Raw genomic sequence first — 18,493 nt, forward strand, 5'->3', positions numbered from 1 at the left:
TTATAAATGTAAAATCCGGCTGTAGGTTTAATTAGGGCGTCAAGCGAAATAACTTGTCCATCGTTGATCTACAAGCTTAACAATATCCTCACGCGGTAACACCTCATCTGGATACCCCGGCTTCATACGCGCATCCACTACAATCGGCAGCTTATAGTTCAGATGATGCAAACGCACTTCGCTGTCTGCGTACATATCTGTAGCCGGGTTAAAGCGTGTGAATACCGTCCACAGGAACGAGGCTTGAGAGCGAACGACTTCTTTGGCATCGTCTACAATGAAGACGAGTGGCCACTCTTGCTCACCCGCTGCTAATCGCTCCAAAACACGTGCCGCCAGCTCAGGCTCCTGCTCAAAGGACGCACCCGATACGACGAGGCAACCTCCGCAATAGGGCTCAATTTCACGAATTCCCGGCAGATCGCCTCCCTCATAAGCACGAGGCAATTCACGTACAGGCTCACCTATCCCCATCAGGATGGCCTTACTGCCATGATTCAGCTTGCGGCCTGTGTAATCGAGTGTATCGTGTGACGTGTGATTGAATATAAATAAATCCCTTGCTGGATTAAATCGCTCCAGAATGGTTTCCAGCAGTAGGTTAAAGTCAGATAAATCAATTACTCGATCCGTCAGCATCAGGAACTTGGTCAACGATAATTGACCTTGACCCAAAATGGTAAAACCGGATACAAGCGCTTCACGGGAGTAGCTTTCACGTACCACTGCCGCTGCTAGCGCATGTACACCCGTTTCCGCATACGCCCACAGGGACTTGACGGAAGGCATCACAAGCGGATATGCAGGCGACAGCAGACGTTGCAAAAACTCACCGAGATAGTAGTCTTCTTGCCGAGGCTTACCTACAATGGTTGCCGGATAAATGGCATCCTTGCGGTGATGCATATGTTTGACATGAAATACAGGGAAATCATGCTGTAATGAGTAATAGCCAAAATGATCACCAAACGGGCCTTCCGGACGGCGTTCATGAGGCGGTACATAACCGCTGATTGCAAATTCTGCTTCTGCTGGAATCCGGTGACCCCCAAGCGGGTCTTCTGTCATGGGCAGCTTGCCTCCCATAATAAGCGAAGCCAGCAACAGCTCAGGCAAGTTTTCCGGTGCTGGCGCAATGGCAGACGCAATCAGGGCAGGCGGGCCACCGATGATAATCGTCGTAGGCAATGGCTCATTACGCAGTTCCGCTTCATGATAATGAAAACCGCCGCCTTTATGAATTTGCCAGTGAATGCCCGTCGTCTGATCATCATAAATCTGAATGCGGTACATCCCCAAATTATGATCCTTGGGCTGACCTGGCTTCTCAGTATACACGAGTGGAAGCGTAATAAACGGCCCTCCATCCTCATGCCAACTGGTCACTTTAGGCAGTGGTGCCAGCGGAGCCTCTGTACGGCGAACTCCCAATACAGGGGCCTCGCTATGAGATACTGTTTTTAGCCCTACTTTTAGCATGTCCTTAATCAGGCCACGTTCATTCCACAATGCTTTGGGTGTAGGTGGAAACAATGTTTTGGTCGCTCCTACAATCGCATCCATCAGCTGCTCTGGGCGCGGACCAAAAGCCATGTCCACACGGCGATTTGTGCCAAACAGATTACTGGCTACAGGAAACGGGGTTCCTTTTACATTCGTGAACAGAAGTGCCGGCCCTTCTTCCTCAATGACTCTTCGATGAATCTCAGCCAGCTCCAGGTAAGGATCGACAGGTGCCTCTATAATTTTAAGATGATTTTCTTTACGCAGCGCTTCAATAAATTGGCGCAAATTCTGGTAGATCAACTGGACGACTCCTCCTAAGCAAATCAAGCCCTCGAGAAACTCGCGGGCCTGGTTTGTTTCTTATATGCTATTATACGTGTTTAAACGCCTCTTGGGCAAAAATCCGCTTGACTATGATCTATGGAACGCTTAGGTACGTTGTGCTTGGGTCGGAACAAGCTTGCGGTCCGGTGACAATTGCCATACACGATAGCTCAGATAAGCCAAGATGGAGAACAACGATGCAATCACCAGCATATGTCCCAGCACGATAAACATGTAGATTTCAGGTTTGTTGACGTACAACAAGATAATTCCAATCACCACTTGAAGCAAGATTAACAAGACCGATACGACACCCAATATACGGATATCCCGGTGGTTCGGGTGATAACGGTATGAGTAGTGACCCACAGCCAAGATAATGACGAACAGCAGACCAGCTGAAATCTGATGAAGCAGCAGTGGAGATATGAAGCCCCCAATATTTAAAACCTTCTGGATGACCGAGTGACTAAGCAACGCCCCTGAATAGACAGCAATATAGGTATAGATCGTCGATAACCATATAAAGTTACGAAAGCCCCGACTGACAGGCCCAGGAATCAGACGCGGGGTGTGGCGTGAATCTGCATGCTCCTGCCAGGCCCCCAGCGTCATCATAGTCGCACTGGCAAAGGCGATAAGCGCAAAGCCAAAATGCAGTCCCATGACTGCAGCCGATTGGGAGAAGACGACAGCCAACGCCCCCATTGCACCTTGTATGATGACAAACATGAGCGTAAGCAGCGAGAATAGCTGCAAATCCTTCCGATGCTTCATAAACAGCAAAAAGCCAACAAATGAGGCGATAGAAAGAATCCCGGCCATGGCACTGACAGAGCGATGAGAGAACTCAATAAGGGATGCGATCGTATGTGCCGGAACCAGCTTACCATTGCACAGCGGGAATTCCCGGCCACAGCCGAGACCCGAATCCGTTCGCGTCACGACACCTCCACCGAAGGTAGCCAAAAACATGACAATACATGTTACGAGTGCCAGCCATTTTAATATTCTAATTTTGTTATTCAAATTCACCCGTATCCTTCCAAATATAATATTTATTCACTTTATATGTTGTGAAATGATCACTTAAAGTAATTATAACTGATATATCGTTCCTTGACATACGAGCTTTGTTGACAAAATGTGAACGTGTCCGTGAGAAAGCCGCCCCCTGAGAAGGAAGCGGCTTTCTGAATGTCTTGATGTTATTTTGCTAAGCTCGCGTGGACTTCAACAGCCCGATCCAAAAATTGCTCAATCTCTTCGCGGGATTTGCGCAGTCTGTTCACCAGACGTACCAGTTCTCGCCCTTCACTGTAAGCGATAAAGCTAGGAATCCCCAATACATTTTGCTCTTGACTGACGCTTTCGGCCTGTTCTACATCAATCTCAATTAATGTAAGCTTATCTGCATATTGTTGTTCCACATCAGGCATGAACGGATCGATGAAATGACAATCCTTACACCAGTCCGCCTTAAACACAGCCACCGTAACGCCCGGAGTGGATATTGCCTTATTAAAGTCTTCATGAGAGACGATTTTTTGCATGGATGATTCCTCCTTAAATTCTTTTTGTGCTGAAAAGATTGCACTTTCTATTGTAACGCCAAGTGAAGCTTTTGCACACTCCCCCATTCTACTCACATGCCGATTGGAAGCCCTCTCATTGAGGCATACTAAAGATATACTTAAGAATCCACATAAGCGTCGACATCCTAACAGCATACCCAACATACTTGGCAGGATACGGGGATGCTTGCAGTTGGAAAGGAGGTTAATTTAGTCATGTCTCTTACCGAATGGCTCCATACAGCATCTCGACAGCTTCAAGGAGGGCTAAAGTTACTGGGTTCCGTTCCCCGTGTTGCAGAGGAAGCTTGGGAGGGCAAACGGGCGGCTTGGACCGAATCCCGCAAATTACGCTCCCCCTTGCGTGAACTAGCGTGGGATTATCATACGGCACAGGCCGCTATGAATGAAGCTGAAGCGATAATGCTGGTGAACGGACCCGCTACGCGTCCCTCTTCTCTGAATATGCCCTTATGCGAAACAGACTGTGAGCTACTGGAACGGATCAAGAACGATACAGCACAGGAGAATCGCAGCAACGTTACCCGCACTGCCGCTTACCTTGAATGCTATCGTGGCTACCCGGAGTTACATTGGGCATTACTGGCCCACCTGGTTTCTCGTAATGGCGGCTATAATATGACCGATCTGAAAGGGGGACTGATTGGCAACCTGTTCGGTGAACAGGAAAAGGAATGGCTGTATCGGCTACTGGAGCGCTGTAACGCCCTTATTTTTCAAGACGCTTATCCGCAGTTGCAACTTTACATGCACAGCCGTCATTTGGGTCGGAGTTGCTTTCACTTGTTGCCTTATTTTCACGTTTCGCCATTCATGAAGCCCTTTTGGGAACGTTTCTGGGCTTGGCGGGATAGCTCTCTGTTGACTGTGGCGCTCATCATTAATGAACAAAACTATATTGAAGGACGTGTGGTAAAAGATCCGTATTTCCAAAAATTTGTGACACACAAGCCGGGCTTTTATTTGCATGACTGGCTCCAGCTAAATCAGGTTATATTTCCACTTGGACTGAACGGTGAACTTGCTGGACTAGTAATGGAGCGTTTCGGCCATTTGGACGAGCGGATCGGCTTTGGCAAAAGTCTCTATGCTATGCTCTTTGGCCATCAGCAGGTGCTGGACCAGGTATCCGCATTCGCTAACAGTGTGCCGCATACAGGTTCACGCAGCGACTATTGGCCCGGATTGTTCACACCGAATGAACAAAAAGCGCTGCACTCTCCAGATGAAAGTGCAACGCTTTTAGCACATGAATGGCTACCGCCAGGACAACGTCTGTACAGTCCGGAGCTGAACGCCGTCTGGTCCGATACAGCTTATGATCCAATCCCCCGGTATGACTGGTTTCAGGACGGCTCCACACTTGGACATCTCAGCGAACCAAGGCGACCGCTGTTATTTGCCATGCGCCATGAGCATCGTCATGGCATTCAAAAAACAGCAATGGCCCACGTTGCCCATAACAGCTTGCAACCTTTCCACTGAAAGACTGGGGGGCTCTTTTAGCCTCGTTGTCCTGTGGACTCACGCTGTAGACGCATTAACGGACGCAGTACCTTTTGCAACATACGCGGATAGTTGCCAAGCTCGTCCCTGCGCAATACGCGCAGTACAACCAGCAACAACAAGTAGCATACCAGTACAGCTGCCCCGGCAATGCAGCACGCGATCAAGAAGGCCACACGCGCAGGCATCAGATGCACCAGCAGAATACAGGCTTCATTTACACCGTATCCGATAGCTCCCGAGACGACGACTGCGGTTAAGAACCCTGCCCAGCGACGACCCATGATGGAAAAGGAGACAATCCCTTTAAGCACACGCAAATTTAGCAATGTGATCACGAGGAAACATAATCCGGTTGCAGCAATGATCCCATAAATTCCAAGCCAACCAGCCAGCAGCCAGCTCGCTGCAAACTTGACGACGATACCGACCATGACATTAACCATTGAAATACGCGGCTTGCCCATACCGATCAGTATCGAATTAGAAGTCATCATCGTAATCTGGAATATCGTTCCGAGTGTCAGAACAGCAATGATACCACTGCCTCCAAGCGAGCTAAACAGTAAACCATTAATAGAATAGGCGGTTACACATAAAGCCAGCACAATCGGCATTCCAGTCAAAATAGAGATACGCAAAGCCAACGTCATCTGATTTTGTAAATGCTGCTCATCCTTACGGGCAAATGCCGCTGAAATGATCGGAATGAGCGATTGGCTGAGCGCAATGGCCAAAATCGGCGGAATTCCCGCCACACTCTGTGCCCGAGAGCCTAGATAACCCAACTGAGTAGTCGCCTGATCCAATCCCACTTGACCAGACAGCAGTCTCACCACAATCGACGTATCAATAAAGTTGACCGCCGGAACCGTCAGAGACGACAATACAATGGGAATAGAAAGCTTGAAAATATCTTTGTAAATGCGCATCATCGGTAGCGCGGAGCTTTCCTCTTGGAATTGATCTTGACGATCCTGTCGATCCTGGCGACGCAGTTTCACCGTGTAGTACAACATGACCGCTAGAGCGCCAAGACTTCCCATGACACCTCCAAAGGAGGCCCCAGCCGCAACCTCGCGATCTCCATAACCTAGCTTCAAAATAATAAAAGCGAGTACAATAGCGGTCGCTACCCGTGCAACCTGCTCCACAATTTGTGAAATACCGCCTGCGGTCATATTACCGCGCCCTTGGAAGTATCCACGCATCATGGCAATGGCAGGGAACAGCAGTAATGCTGGTGCCAAAGCCTGAATGGCCAAAGCGGATTGCGGAACCCCCGCTACATGCTCGGCAAAGTAAGGCGCTCCAAAATACAGCAGCGCTGTAATGATAATGCCTGCGGCAGCCGCGAATATCAAAGCCGCACGATACACACGTCGCGCTTCCGAAGGCCGATCCAGTGCATAACGTTCTGAAACCATTTTGCTCAACGTGCTTGGAATGCCGGCCGTAGCGACCGTGAGCAGCATCAAATAAGCGTTGTTCGCAATGGTAAACGAGGCGTTCCCGACGGAACCGAGCAGATGCTCCAATGGAACACGCTGTACCAGACCAAGTACTCTGGCCACCAAGGCGGCAGCGGCTAAAATAAGCGTACCTTTAAGGAATGTTTCTTTATTGGACAAAATGCGTTCCCTTCTTTCTTGCTGTTCACACGCATGCAAAAGCCCCGCACAAACAGTCATGGCCTGAGCCATCACCGGTGCGGAGCCGCATGTCGATTCTGTCTCTGCAAATCATAATAAACCAAAACGAATCTCGGGTCATAACACCCAAATTAAGAATACAATAATCATGGCAAGCTGCAAAATCACTTTCATCACGGTGCTGGTAAAAAGGCCTAATACAGAGCCAAAGCCCACTTTTATAGCTCGATCCAGTGGGGCTTTGCTTATCAGCTCACCTAGCACAGCACCAATAAATGGTCCCAAAATCAGGCCAAATGCCGGAATAACGAAGGGGCCGATAATAATCCCGATGGTACTCAGTATCGCCGACAGACGCGAGCCGCCAAATCGCTTGACACCCCACGCATTCACAGCATAATCCGCAACAAAAAGGGCAACGACGATTAGTGTTTGTATAATCCAAAACAATGCATTGTATGGAGCAAACGAGAAAAACCAGCCGTATACAAAAAATGCAAAATAGATGGCGAGCGCCCCCGGCAATACGGGATATACCGCCCCGGCCATGCCCACAATGAACAGCACAATAACAACAATCCAGCCTACAACGTCCATGGGCCTCCTCCTTCTCGTCCATTCATCCGGCCTGCTGCATTATTCATTTTATTACACAAGCACATAATCACGGATCACTTCTACAATGCCGTCGTCATTATTCGAAGCCACGACCAAATCAGCGGCTTCTTTAACCGTATCCTGAGCATTCCCCATTGCTACGCCCAGTCCAACCGCTTGAATCACAGCCAGGTCATTCAGACTGTCGCCAACGGCAACCACCTGCTCCAGAGTAATGCCAAGCAGATCGCACACTTCAGCGATTCCACTGGCTTTGGATATACCAGCTGGGTTAATTTCCAGATTTGTCATCGAAGAATTGGAAATTTCAAGTCCACCCATATCCTGAAGCTTAAGTAAAATTTGGTGGCGAATTTCGTCATTTTCCGTATTATAACCGAATTTGAGCCACTCCTGTGTGTCCAATGTATCCGGCCAACGATCCCTATTATATAATTCCTCCGTTGAGTAAGCCCAGAACCAAGAGCCTGTTTCTACAGCAATTTGGTGCATCTTACGAACGAGCTCCTTATCAAGTAAATAACGGCGCCACAACTCGTGGGGTGATTTCCACACCTCACTGCCGTTTACGGTTACCATTGGCGTTTCCAGGCCGAGTTGCTGACCGTAAGGCAGAGCATGCATCGCTGCACGTCCGGTGGACAAGCATACATGAATCCCTTCCTGAATCGCCTTGTTAATCCAGTTAATCGTTTCCAAGGAAATTTCATGATTATCATTCAGTAAAGTTCCATCCATGTCGAGCGCAAGCAGTTTGTATTTATATTGGTTTTCTCCCATAGTCTCTCTTCCTCCTGTATGTCCCTTATGTCCAACGACATTTTACCATGAAAAAGAGAAGCCCACAAAAGTATTCAAGTCCTCACTTTGCTGCCAGAGGCTTTTTAGGAGTACCATCTAGCCCATATACTTCGTCATACGCATCAAATATTTTACGCGCAACCGGTCCTGCGCTCGTCGCACCAAAGCCCCCTTCAGGAATGATGACCGCTACTGCCAGCTTCGGATTTTGACGCGGAGCAAAAGCGATGAACACCCCGTTATCTTTAACCGTACGTCCCACCAGCTGCTGGGAAGTCCCCGTTTTGCGGGCATAATCATAAGGAAATCCATTAAAGGCTTTAACATCCGTGGCCATACCTCGAATCACTGTATTCCAGTACGTATCTGAAAAAGCGACCTCATTCAGCACCTTCGGCTTAAATTCACGTACAAGATTCCCCTGATCATCTACAATTTTGCTGACCAAATGAGGTTGCATACGCTTGCCCTTTGTTGCCAACACAGTCGTATACTGGGCCAGCTGCATCGCCGTATACTTTCCCTGCTGACCAAAGGATGCCTGCACCAATCGTGTCAGCGCACTTTCATGCTTGCTCGTATACTCAAGTCTACCTGCCCACTCGCCCGGCAGATCTACTTCTGTCGGAACGCCTAATCCAAATTCCTTCATATACTTGTCCCATACGTCAATTCCCTGATGTACCCCTGCATTACTTCCGTATTTGCCATACAGCGGCTTGCCGATCATATCCACCATAAACGTATTCGACGAGACCTCAATTGCCCTGCTAGGTGTCAAAGAACCATACACATGTCCGCTAGAATTCCCAACCCGGCTGGAGCGATTTTTGCCGTAGTACGCACTTCCCGTATCCAGATAAGTTTGTCCGGGAGAAAACAGGTTTTCCTTCAACCCGATCAGCACGGATAGCGGTTTAATGGTTGAACCCAGAAGCACCGAGGATTCTGGATGTGGACCCGCTTTTCCGCTAGGCACGGATTTAATGGTTCCATTTCCCATTTTATGCTGAATTTCGTCATATACCGAAGGCGAGGTACTTCCACTTTTCCATACATTAGAGTCATAATCCGGCATACTGGCCATTGCCACGATATTTCCGGTCTCTACCTCCATCGCTACAGCGAAGCCAGTGGTAGCGTCTTGATGAAGCTTCCCCGATACGGCATGAGTATGAAGCCAGCGAAGCTGATCCATAATGGCCTGTTCGGTTTTCTGCTGAATTTCCTTGTTAATGGTGGAATATAAATGATGTCCTTTTTCAGGAGGAGTAATGGATTCAATGCCCTCCGGCATGCTGCGCGGATTGACCTCTACCGTTTTATATCCGTTTTTTCCTCTCAGCTCATCCTGGTACTGAAGCTCCAAGCCATCATATCCGACCGTTTCACTTTCCGAATACACCTGTGTCGGTCTTAGAACCTCCGAATTAGCTTCATAGAGCTCTTTATATTTGGGCCGGTTCGTTCGAGCTCCTTTGAACTTGTACATATATCCAATCGTTTGTACCGCCACCCGATCCGGGTCATAATGGCGTATACTTTCTTCTACAACCTCTACACCAGGGAACTCTGTCCGATGCTCCAGAAAATAAGCGATTTCCTCCCGACTCAGGTCGGATTTGACCAAACGTGGGGTAAATCCCCTATATTGATTATAGTCCGGGTCCAGTCGCTTTTTTATTTCCTCTGCATTAAGCTGCTCTCCTTCGTTACGACCCAGTTCGTTTAATTTGGCAGCAAGCTTGGCAGCAAAAGCATTGAGCTCAGGGAGCAGCTTTTCCCCCGGCTTGCGATCTTTCTCCGTACGCTTGCTATAATCCTTAGATAAAGTTACATACAAGGACTGTACTGGAGTCGAATACGCCAGCTTAACCGTACCTGTGGAGTCATAAATCGTGCCGCGACTCGGGGCTAACGGGACATTTTTCGTATTTACGGATTGCTGCTGGCCCTTCAGCTCCTCCGATTGTACAAACTGCAATACAGCTAGTCTGGTAATGATCAGGGCAAACAGCACAAAAGCACTAAAAAACAGTAGGTTGGTTCGTAAAACCGTCCGTTTTTTTCGTGACTCTTCATTCTCTTCAACATTTTTCTTTTTAAATGAAAACTTTTTATCCAAACTTCCTCTGTCCATATTAGCTGGTCATTACTCCTTCCATTAGGGTTTCATATTCCTGATCCTACCATATCCAAAGCAATAAACGATGAATTCCAAGATGACAATTTTGTAAGAAAACGTAGAAAAAGCATAAAAAAGCTTCCCTCAGCCCTAAGGCTAAGGAAAGCTTTCATGAAATGACATCGTATAAAATCGTATAAAATGATTATGGCTGTTTGATTGCGTTAGAATCGGTTGCTGTTTCAACCTTTTTCTTAGGTACCCCGTCCAAACCATATACTTCATCGTAGGCATCAAATATTTTGCGTGCTACAGGTCCGGCACTAAAAGCCCCGAAACCTCCTTCAGGAATGACAACCGCTACTGCAAGTTTGGGATTCTGACGTGGCGCAAAGGCAATAAATACCCCGTTATCCTTCAGTTTACCGCCTACGCTTTGCTGCGATGTCCCCGTTTTGCGAGCAAAGTCATAAGGAAAACCATTAAATGCGCTGACATCTGTTGCCATCCCGCGTATGACCTCATTCCAGTATGCATCTGGGAATTTCACTTCGTTCAGCACCTTCGGCTTAATCGTTTGTACTACATTGCCGTTGGTGTCTTTAATCTGACTGACCAAATGCGGCTCCATCCGTTTGCCCTTGGTAGCCAGTACAGTGGTATATTGTGCAAGCTGGAGCGTTGTATACTTACCCTGCTGTCCAAAAGAAGCATACGCTAATTTGGACAAGGCCGATTCCTTACTTTTAGGTCCATACTCTCTCAAACCAGGATATTCCGTAGGTAAATCTACACCCGTAGACACACCTAGTCCAAATTCCTTCATGTAGCGGTCCCATACATTCACACCTTGATCTTCCTTGGCATTATTAATGTACTTGTTGTACAATCTTTTGCCCACCATATCAACCATGAATGCATTGGAGGAATGCCGTATGGCAGAAGCTGGGTCTAACCCCCCGTACACATGACCGGAAGAGTTTCGAACTCGTGACGAATTGTTACGCCCAAAATAAGCCGCTCCTGTATCCTGATAGTAGGATGAGGTACTGAATAGATTTTCCTCCAGACCTATCAACACAGAAAGGGGTTTAATGGTGGAGCCCAGAAGAACAACTGACTCTGGATGTTGACCCGATTGGCCCGATCCGAACGAACGAATAGTACCATTTAAGTATACATTTTGTATTTTCTTATAATTATCACTGGATATATTTCCAGTCTGCCAGTAATTCGCATCATAATCCGGCATGCTAGCCATCGCTACCACATTTCCTGTGTCCACTTCCATAGCCACTGCGAAGCCTGTTTTGGCATAAGGATGAGTCTTGCCAGATACAGCGTGTGAATGGAGCCATCTCAATTGATCCGCAATGGCTTCTTCTGTTTTGACCTGAATCTCTTTGTTAATCGTGGAATAGACATTATCTCCTTTTTGCGGAGGAGTAACGGAATCTACACCTTCCGGCATATTGCGCGGATCTATCGGAACGGTTTTATAACCATTTTTCCCTCGCAACTGTTCCTGATATTGAAATTCAAGTCCATCAAAGCCTACAGACTCGTTATCCATATAGATGAGACCCGGATCATTTTCAGCTGACATGGATTTTTGAATATTTTTATATTTATCCAACGTTTCACGCGCACTTTTGTAGCTTTTAATGTAGCCAACCGCTTGAACTGCTACCGTATCTGGATCGTAATGACGTACCGTTTCCTCTACGACATCTACGCCCGGGAACTCACTCTTATGCTGCATAAAATAGGCAACTTCATCTTTATTAAGATTCGTTTTAATCAGACGCGGCGTAAAACCGCTAAATCTCTGATAGTTTCGGTCCATAGCGTCCATAATTTGCTCTGCCGTCATTTTCGGCTCATCTTTATTACCATATTGAGCAAACCGATTTGCCAGCTTTTGTGTCATATTTTCCAGCTCAGGCAACAGCTTTTTATCAGGATTACGTAACTTTTCCATACTGTCACTATAGTTCTTGGAGAGTGTGATATACAGCGATTGTACAGGTGTAGAATACGCCAGTCTATTCTGCCCGGTCGAATCATAAATCGTTCCGCGAATCGGCGTAAGTGGTACATTTTTGGTAACATTACTGGCCTCCTGCTGCTTAAGCTGAGGTCCATCTACAAATTGAAGTATCGCCAGTCTTACAATAATGACCGTAAATATAATGAACGAGCTGAAAAAGAACAGATTGATCCGAAAGCTGAATCTTTTTCGATCAGACGTCTCGTTGTCTTTTCCCTGCTCGTTGTCTATCTTTCTCATGTGCCCTTTTCCACTCCTTATTAAATCACTTTATCCTTGATATGTGTTTGGGCAAAACCAGGCGGATTAAACCAGTCCCCACTTTGCGCCCAGGTCGGGTCTAACGGTACCCACTGATCCTGCGCGCTCAAATACACTTCATTCCATGCATGGGAACCATATCCTCCCTGTCCGTTATATCCAAGCCCTGTCACCACCTTGACCTGTAGTCCCTGCGACCGAGCCATCATCGCATACAGGCGGGCATAATCAATGCAGACTCCTTTACGTGTATCAAACGTATCTCTGGGGGTCTGTTCATGCCAGTCACCACGCTGCTCATAGGCTTCTACCTTACCGAAATCATAGCTAATACGGGTACCTACCCATTCATACAACGCTCTGGCCTTTTGCTCATCACCGCTCATCCCCTGTGTAATCTTGGCCGCAGCCTGACCGATATCGTTCGGAATTTCTCGGTCAATCATTTCGTATTTTCGCTGCAGGATACCATTTAATTCCTTGGTAACGGCCTGCGTAAATACGGGCAATTTATCCTTAATCAGTGTACCGGATAACGGCTCAATGACCGATTGCGCTCCCTGCTTATAAATCGGTGAAGCTTGGACGTAGCTGCTAAACCCGCTGTCTGGATACAGACTTACGCCGATGAATAGCAGGGCTATAACCATGATAGCGCGTGCTCCACCAATAAGAGTACCTATTCCAGCCCCTGCCACCCTGCTGAAAAAGCCTGATTTTTTTTCATGCTCATGGAAAGAAGAATCTGACTTGCCCCCTACCATCAACACATAAATTGCACGTAGTACAAATTGGGCGATCGCATAACTGAGCATAAACAATACGGCGAACCGCAGCAGCGGAAACCCCTCTAAGCCCGCCACCAACGTATAATAAAATTGCTCAATCCCGCTTAGTTCTCGCTGAGGCAAATGTTCCATGTAAGCCGCCAGCCATTGTTGTACCTTCGGTGAAAGCCACATGGCTAATCCGAGCGAGCACAAAATACCCGCCACAGTCAGTATGCCATCCACAATAAGACTGAACAGCGCCCCTACAGATCTGGAAGCTCCTCGTCTCCAGCCCTGAATCAACGACAGCAGTACAATGACAATCAAAAACACCGTCACGCCATTCCAATGAAGAATAGGCTCCAGCCAGGATGGTTTCATTGTGTTCCTCCTGTCTCTACGGCGACTGTGGCGACTGTGTTACAGCCGAGCCTTTCGCACCTTCGATATATTTCTTGACGGTATCGCCCATACTCCACTCGCCCAGCGACATCCCCTGAAACCATACCTTGACCTTGTCACCATCAAATGGACCTTTCACTTCCAGGTTGGAGCTGGTTACCGAAAACGTACCATCCGCGTTGGATGTGTATTGGGCATCCCGTCCCTCTTTGATCATCATGTTCAAAGCCTCGCTCTGAACCTTGTTAATCGCATCATCCTTTGCCTGAGTAACGACCTTGCCGACCTGTTCAAAGGAAATGCCACTGTAGATAAGCAAGCCTGCAATTACGACAATAACAATCAGCCATTTTATGAGAGTTCTTACAACCTTCAATATGACTAACAATAGGACAAGCCCAATTAATATATACAGCCAGTTATCCTGAACGATCTGCCAATTATGTTCCAAAAACTCTGTCCAGACGCCCTTATCCATTTCGCTACACTCCCGTTTTCAACTACATCATTTAAATCAGAAAATTGTCTCTGTAATTATACATGATTACGTGATGCCCTGTCAGCTTAGCTCTTTTACATACCTTGTTATTCAATTCTTGTCCATACAAAGTGGTCTATGTTCGTCCACTCCAGCGTACAACTTAGGAAGGGCCAATACGTGGTACAACATGAAAGTTTACATTAGGGAAGGGGGTCATCCCATGAAAACAGCCCTCTGGCTGTATCTCTTTTTATTCATTGCTTTTTTCGATCTGCATGCACAATATCCTATTTTGACACCATTCGCTATCTCCCTGGGTGCAGCACCTACTTTTATTGGCTGGATGATGGGGATTTACTCTCTAACTCACCTGCCTGGTAATTTGATGGCCGGCCCCAAGGTCGACAAACACGGCAGCCGCCGATATATTATGTTCAGCCTAACAGCCGCAGGCATCATTCTTATCATTCAATCGTACATCCACACACCGTGGGAATTACTTTTTCTTCGGGCGATTAGCGGTTTTGTGTTGGCCTTTTTATCTCCAGCCTGTCTGGCCCTGTTGGCACAGCTATCCGATCATCCAGTTACGCAGGGCAAATATATGTCGGGACATGGTGTCGTTCACACATTGGCCTCTGTCCTGTCTCCAGCCGCCGGCGCATTTATCGTAGCCAGTTTCGGCTTTAGTGAGACGTTTAGTTCCCTTGGCATCATTCTCGTAGTCACGGGACTTATGGCTTATTTCACCTTGCCCAAAAGAGCTCCCGCTCCACAGGCCCAATTATCAGATGGTCATGCGACACCCGCTCCACTATCCGGGGTACAGAAGACGCGTTTACCATTCAATTGGCGCTACCTGCTCCTGCCTTTTGTTTTGGCGTGTGCACAAGGCATTTTATTTTACGAAATCCCATTACGAAATAACGGTTCTGCGTCCATGATGTCCACCGGATTGCTCTTTTCCATCATCAGTTTGGGAGCACTTTGTACGCTCAGCTTGCTGTTTCTGAACAAATATTCACCCATGGCGCGGCTACTTTGTGGCATTATTTTGATGTCTCTAAGTTTCTACGCACTCGCCACCACGCCTGAAGCGGCGATTGGCATCATACTTTTTATTTTGGGAACAGCCAAAGGTATCATTTTTCCAGCGCTGGCCTCTCTTTTCATACGAATTGGAGGTGCGCGACTGGGTAAAACCTTTGCACTACAGTCTATTGCAACATCTATCGGCTCCTTTGCCGGACCTGTACTGGCAGGTCAGCTACCCGATCACATTTCTCCTTTTTTTATCGCATTTCTGATTCTGATGGCTGGCCTGCTATTCGTTCCCGTTAAGCGCTTATCTCCGACGCCGCCACTGTCTGCCTCAGGACCTTATCATTCCTAGCTAGTCTGAGACAGCGGTTGCTATTGTCCTACCTATAAAGCCCAAAATACCGTTCCAGAGGGCAAATGCACAGTACACTATACCCCTATCCACATAGACTATTTTGACTGAACATTCACTAACAAAGGGAGGTGCAGCCTGTGAGCCACTGTCATCCTTGCCCTATTGGAACTTCAACTGGCACCATTCTTGTTCTTTATATTCTGCTCGTCATCATTCTCCGTACTTGCTGGATTTAATGTCTGAATCGCCCTAACATGTTGCCCCTTGTGCCCATGCCTGCCACTTCTGGCAGGCTGTTTTGTTATTTTTTGCATGAGAACCCTATTTGGAGCTACACTATACACATATTCTTCATTTCCCGGGGAATTTCGAGCATATGTATCAGACAAGGGGTGAGCTTACATGGCGATAACCGTGATCGTCGAAGGGAAAAATGACCGCAGCAAACTTCGCCGATTACTTGACCCGGAGGTCCACATTTTATGCACCTTCGGCACACTAAACTCTATAAAACTGGAATCCCTCCACAAGCGGGCCAAGCACGACGAAATATATTTATTTATGGACAATGACAGCTCAGGGAAAAAAATAAGGGGTGTACTTGCAGACTCTTTTCCGGATGCCTACCATATGTATACCCGCAAAGGATACGCTGGCGTAGAAGGCACTCCAGACGAATATGTGATCGCTCAATTGGAAAAAGCAGGGTTGGAAGAATACATTATATACCCGCCACCTGTTCTTTAGTCTTTAAAATAACAAAAAGCTGTCCTCAGGCCGCTTTCATGCCTGTTGGACAGCTATATGGTGCACTATAAAATGCCTCTAAAATGACATTAGAACTTATGAACCGTATCGACGATCATCAGCAAGAAACTGAGTGTCAGATGGTTAATGGAAAAGAAAAATACTTTCTTCGCCCAGGAATCCGTTTCTTCTTCCTTAATCGTAAAACCTTTAAAGGCATAGAATGCCCACAGCACGGACAGTAACACGGACACGATCATAAAAATCATACCGGCATATCCATAAGCATACATAAGGATGGGTACCGGAATCAGCAATACAATATAAGGAATCATCTGAATCTTCGTCCGATGGATACCTTTTACGACTGGCAACAACGGAAATCCTGCTGCGCGATATTCCTCAACTCTGCGAATAGCAAGTGCCCAAAAGTGAGGAGGCTGCCATAAGAACAGGAGAGCGAATAAGAGCCAAGCGCCCATATCAATACGACCCGAAGCGGCCACATAACCAATCACCGGAGGCATTGCACCAGAAATACCGCCGATGGATGTGCTCCATGTAGACGAACGTTTTAACCAAAGTGTATAAATACCGACGTAGACGAACATACCAAGTAATCCCAGTAATCCTGCCGTTACACCAGAGAAGGAGAATAGAACAGCTAACCCAACAACGCCCAAAATAATAGCGTATGACAACACCGTTGTAGGGGTCAGACGCCCTGTTGGCAGTGAGCGATTACGTGTACGCTCCATTTTCAAATCCAGCTCACGGTCAAAATAGTTGTTAAAAACACAAGAAGACGCCATAACCAGCATTGTACCTAAAAGTGTAAGAATTAGCTTTATATAGTCAACATCCCATTGCGATGCTAACCAAAAACCACCAAAGGCTGCAACCAGATTGGTACGAAGGATGCCTGGCTTGGTAACTGTAATAAAATCTTTCCAAGTGCCCGCTTTACCGGGTGGTTTAGATTTTACAGAATAGGTAGCCGCATCCGAAGAAGTCTTATAACTTATATTATCCATTGTGAGTAACTCCCCCTTAGAGATGTATGAATTCGGGAGTAAGTTGAACTCCGATATAAATTTTATCATATACCTACCCCAAAAAGTTTGACAGAAAACGCACAAAACGTTCACAATTCCGATGGCAAATCGCCCCTGCTGATCGTTTACAGTAAATTTGGGTAGTAATAAGTACAGGAAACAATACAAAAGGAGCGACAGATATGGATACAGCCACACACTTTGTCATGGGAATCGGATTGGCCGGGCTGGCCTACACTGATCCTGTCGTCGCCGGAGATCCAAAGTTGGCCGCAGTCATACTGCTCGCTACAGTCGTAGGGTCACAAGCTCCGGATTTTGACACTTTGCTTCGGTTGAAAAACAATGCAGCCTACATTCGCAATCACCGTGGACTGTCGCATTCAATTCCCTTCTGGTTGATATGGATCTTGTCCATAACAGGACTGATTTGCCTGATCTTCAGAGATGTGCCCCCAGGTCATGTAGCATTATGGGTAACGATTGCCGTCTGCCTGCATGTATTCACAGATTTATTTAATACGTACGGAACACAGGCATTCCGGCCGTTTACAAACAAGTGGATATCTTGGAATATCATCCATATTTTCGATCCCTTTATTTTTGGCACCCATGTTGCTGCGATTATGCTGTGGATCACCGGATTGACTCCACCCGCTCCCTTATTTATTACGCTGTACGTTATTATTGGCCTATATTACATTTGGCGAACCTGGAGTCATTTTATAACCAGAAAAGCGGTACGTAATATGGACAATGAGCGTCAGGAGGGCGACATCTATTATATCATTCCCACCGTATCATGGAACCGGTGGCATGTGGTAAAAGCTCATCAGAATGGAAGTTATGACATTGGCGGATTAAATGGCAAACACTTATTTTGGACGAAACATGCAATTCCATCCACACATCCTGCCGTAGAAGCCTCCAAATCCTATCGCGATGTGCAGGCATTTCGCTATTTTTCCTCCTTTGCCGTTGCCGAGGTGGAGGAACTGGAATGGGGCTATATTGTGCGATGGGGAGACGTCAGGTATCGACACCGGAGACAATATCCATTCGTGGCTGTGGTCGCGATGGATAAGCAGTTCGGACTGATCAACAGCTATATTGGATGGCTCAGTGACGAAAAGATGCAAAAACGCCTTTCCCTGCATACGAATTAAAACCTGCTTACAAGCTAACAACAAGCCGTATGAACAAC

At 47.0% G+C, this 18,493-nt stretch carries 15 protein-coding genes; 4 read left to right on the forward strand and 11 right to left on the reverse strand.

All coding sequences use genetic code 11. The annotated features are described in order from the left end of the window. Positions 1-39 precede the first annotated feature (39 nt). The 3 genes from ACUUJN_RS21525 to ACUUJN_RS21535 form a co-directional block, all read right to left on the reverse strand. Positions 40-1,806: a UbiD family decarboxylase gene (locus ACUUJN_RS21525; RefSeq protein WP_025723591.1), complete on the reverse strand. Its 1,767-nt coding sequence runs from the start codon at positions 1,804-1,806 to the stop codon at positions 40-42. Positions 1,807-1,935: 129 nt separating this feature from the next. Beyond that, positions 1,936-2,865: a COX15/CtaA family protein gene (locus ACUUJN_RS21530; RefSeq protein WP_484668918.1), complete on the reverse strand. Its 930-nt coding sequence runs from the start codon at positions 2,863-2,865 to the stop codon at positions 1,936-1,938. A 173-nt stretch (positions 2,866-3,038) separates the two neighbouring features. Then, positions 3,039-3,383: a thioredoxin family protein gene (locus ACUUJN_RS21535; protein ID WP_028541427.1), complete on the reverse strand. Its 345-nt coding sequence runs from the start codon at positions 3,381-3,383 to the stop codon at positions 3,039-3,041. Between the two features lie 237 nt (positions 3,384-3,620). On the opposite strand from ACUUJN_RS21535, the gene ACUUJN_RS21540 reads away from it, so the two are divergent. Beyond that, complete coding sequence (locus ACUUJN_RS21540) at positions 3,621-4,910, forward strand: DUF2515 family protein (RefSeq protein ID WP_484668919.1); 1,290 nt, start codon at positions 3,621-3,623, stop codon at positions 4,908-4,910. A gap of 17 nt (positions 4,911-4,927) precedes the next feature. Here ACUUJN_RS21540 and ACUUJN_RS21545 read toward each other — a convergent pair whose 3' ends face one another. The 7 genes from ACUUJN_RS21545 to ACUUJN_RS21575 form a co-directional block, all read right to left on the reverse strand. Next, positions 4,928-6,562: a putative polysaccharide biosynthesis protein gene (locus ACUUJN_RS21545; protein ID WP_023990189.1), complete on the reverse strand. Its 1,635-nt coding sequence runs from the start codon at positions 6,560-6,562 to the stop codon at positions 4,928-4,930. Positions 6,563-6,700: 138 nt separating this feature from the next. After that, positions 6,701-7,180, reverse strand: coding sequence for a DUF456 domain-containing protein (locus ACUUJN_RS21550; protein ID WP_023990190.1), 480 nt, complete (start codon positions 7,178-7,180; stop codon positions 6,701-6,703). A 51-nt stretch (positions 7,181-7,231) separates the two neighbouring features. Then, a complete protein-coding gene (locus ACUUJN_RS21555) occupies positions 7,232-7,981 on the reverse strand; it encodes a Cof-type HAD-IIB family hydrolase (RefSeq protein WP_023990191.1) in 750 nt (249 codons plus the stop codon). Between the two features lie 82 nt (positions 7,982-8,063). Beyond that, on the reverse strand, positions 8,064-10,142 hold the full coding sequence (locus ACUUJN_RS21560) for a peptidoglycan D,D-transpeptidase FtsI family protein (protein ID WP_075154718.1): 2,079 nt from the start codon (positions 10,140-10,142) through the stop codon (positions 8,064-8,066). Positions 10,143-10,332: 190 nt separating this feature from the next. Next, positions 10,333-12,417: a peptidoglycan D,D-transpeptidase FtsI family protein gene (locus tag ACUUJN_RS21565; RefSeq protein ID WP_484668920.1), complete on the reverse strand. Its 2,085-nt coding sequence runs from the start codon at positions 12,415-12,417 to the stop codon at positions 10,333-10,335. Between the two features lie 20 nt (positions 12,418-12,437). Beyond that, positions 12,438-13,589, reverse strand: a complete 1,152-nt coding sequence (locus ACUUJN_RS21570) for a transglutaminase domain-containing protein (protein WP_028541422.1) — start codon at positions 13,587-13,589, stop codon at positions 12,438-12,440. A 16-nt stretch (positions 13,590-13,605) separates the two neighbouring features. Next, positions 13,606-14,088, reverse strand: coding sequence for a hypothetical protein (locus tag ACUUJN_RS21575; RefSeq protein WP_053326064.1), 483 nt, complete (start codon positions 14,086-14,088; stop codon positions 13,606-13,608). A 223-nt stretch (positions 14,089-14,311) separates the two neighbouring features. On the opposite strand from ACUUJN_RS21575, the gene ACUUJN_RS21580 reads away from it, so the two are divergent. Then, positions 14,312-15,484: an MFS transporter gene (locus ACUUJN_RS21580; RefSeq protein WP_340857780.1), complete on the forward strand. Its 1,173-nt coding sequence runs from the start codon at positions 14,312-14,314 to the stop codon at positions 15,482-15,484. A gap of 405 nt (positions 15,485-15,889) precedes the next feature. Then, positions 15,890-16,234 (forward strand): toprim domain-containing protein, encoded by a 345-nt coding sequence (locus ACUUJN_RS21585; RefSeq protein ID WP_029518206.1) that lies wholly within the window; start codon positions 15,890-15,892, stop codon positions 16,232-16,234. A gap of 89 nt (positions 16,235-16,323) precedes the next feature. On the opposite strand, the gene cyoE is transcribed toward ACUUJN_RS21585, so the two are convergent. Beyond that, positions 16,324-17,268, reverse strand: a complete 945-nt coding sequence (gene cyoE / locus ACUUJN_RS21590) for a heme o synthase (protein ID WP_023990199.1) — start codon at positions 17,266-17,268, stop codon at positions 16,324-16,326. A 203-nt stretch (positions 17,269-17,471) separates the two neighbouring features. On the opposite strand from cyoE, the gene ACUUJN_RS21595 reads away from it, so the two are divergent. Beyond that, entirely contained in the window at positions 17,472-18,455 is a 984-nt protein-coding gene (locus tag ACUUJN_RS21595) for a metal-dependent hydrolase (protein WP_023990200.1), read from the forward strand. Positions 18,456-18,493: the final 38 nt, after the last annotated feature.

The sequence above is a fragment of the Paenibacillus sp. LRG-1 genome (genome assembly GCF_057220305.1).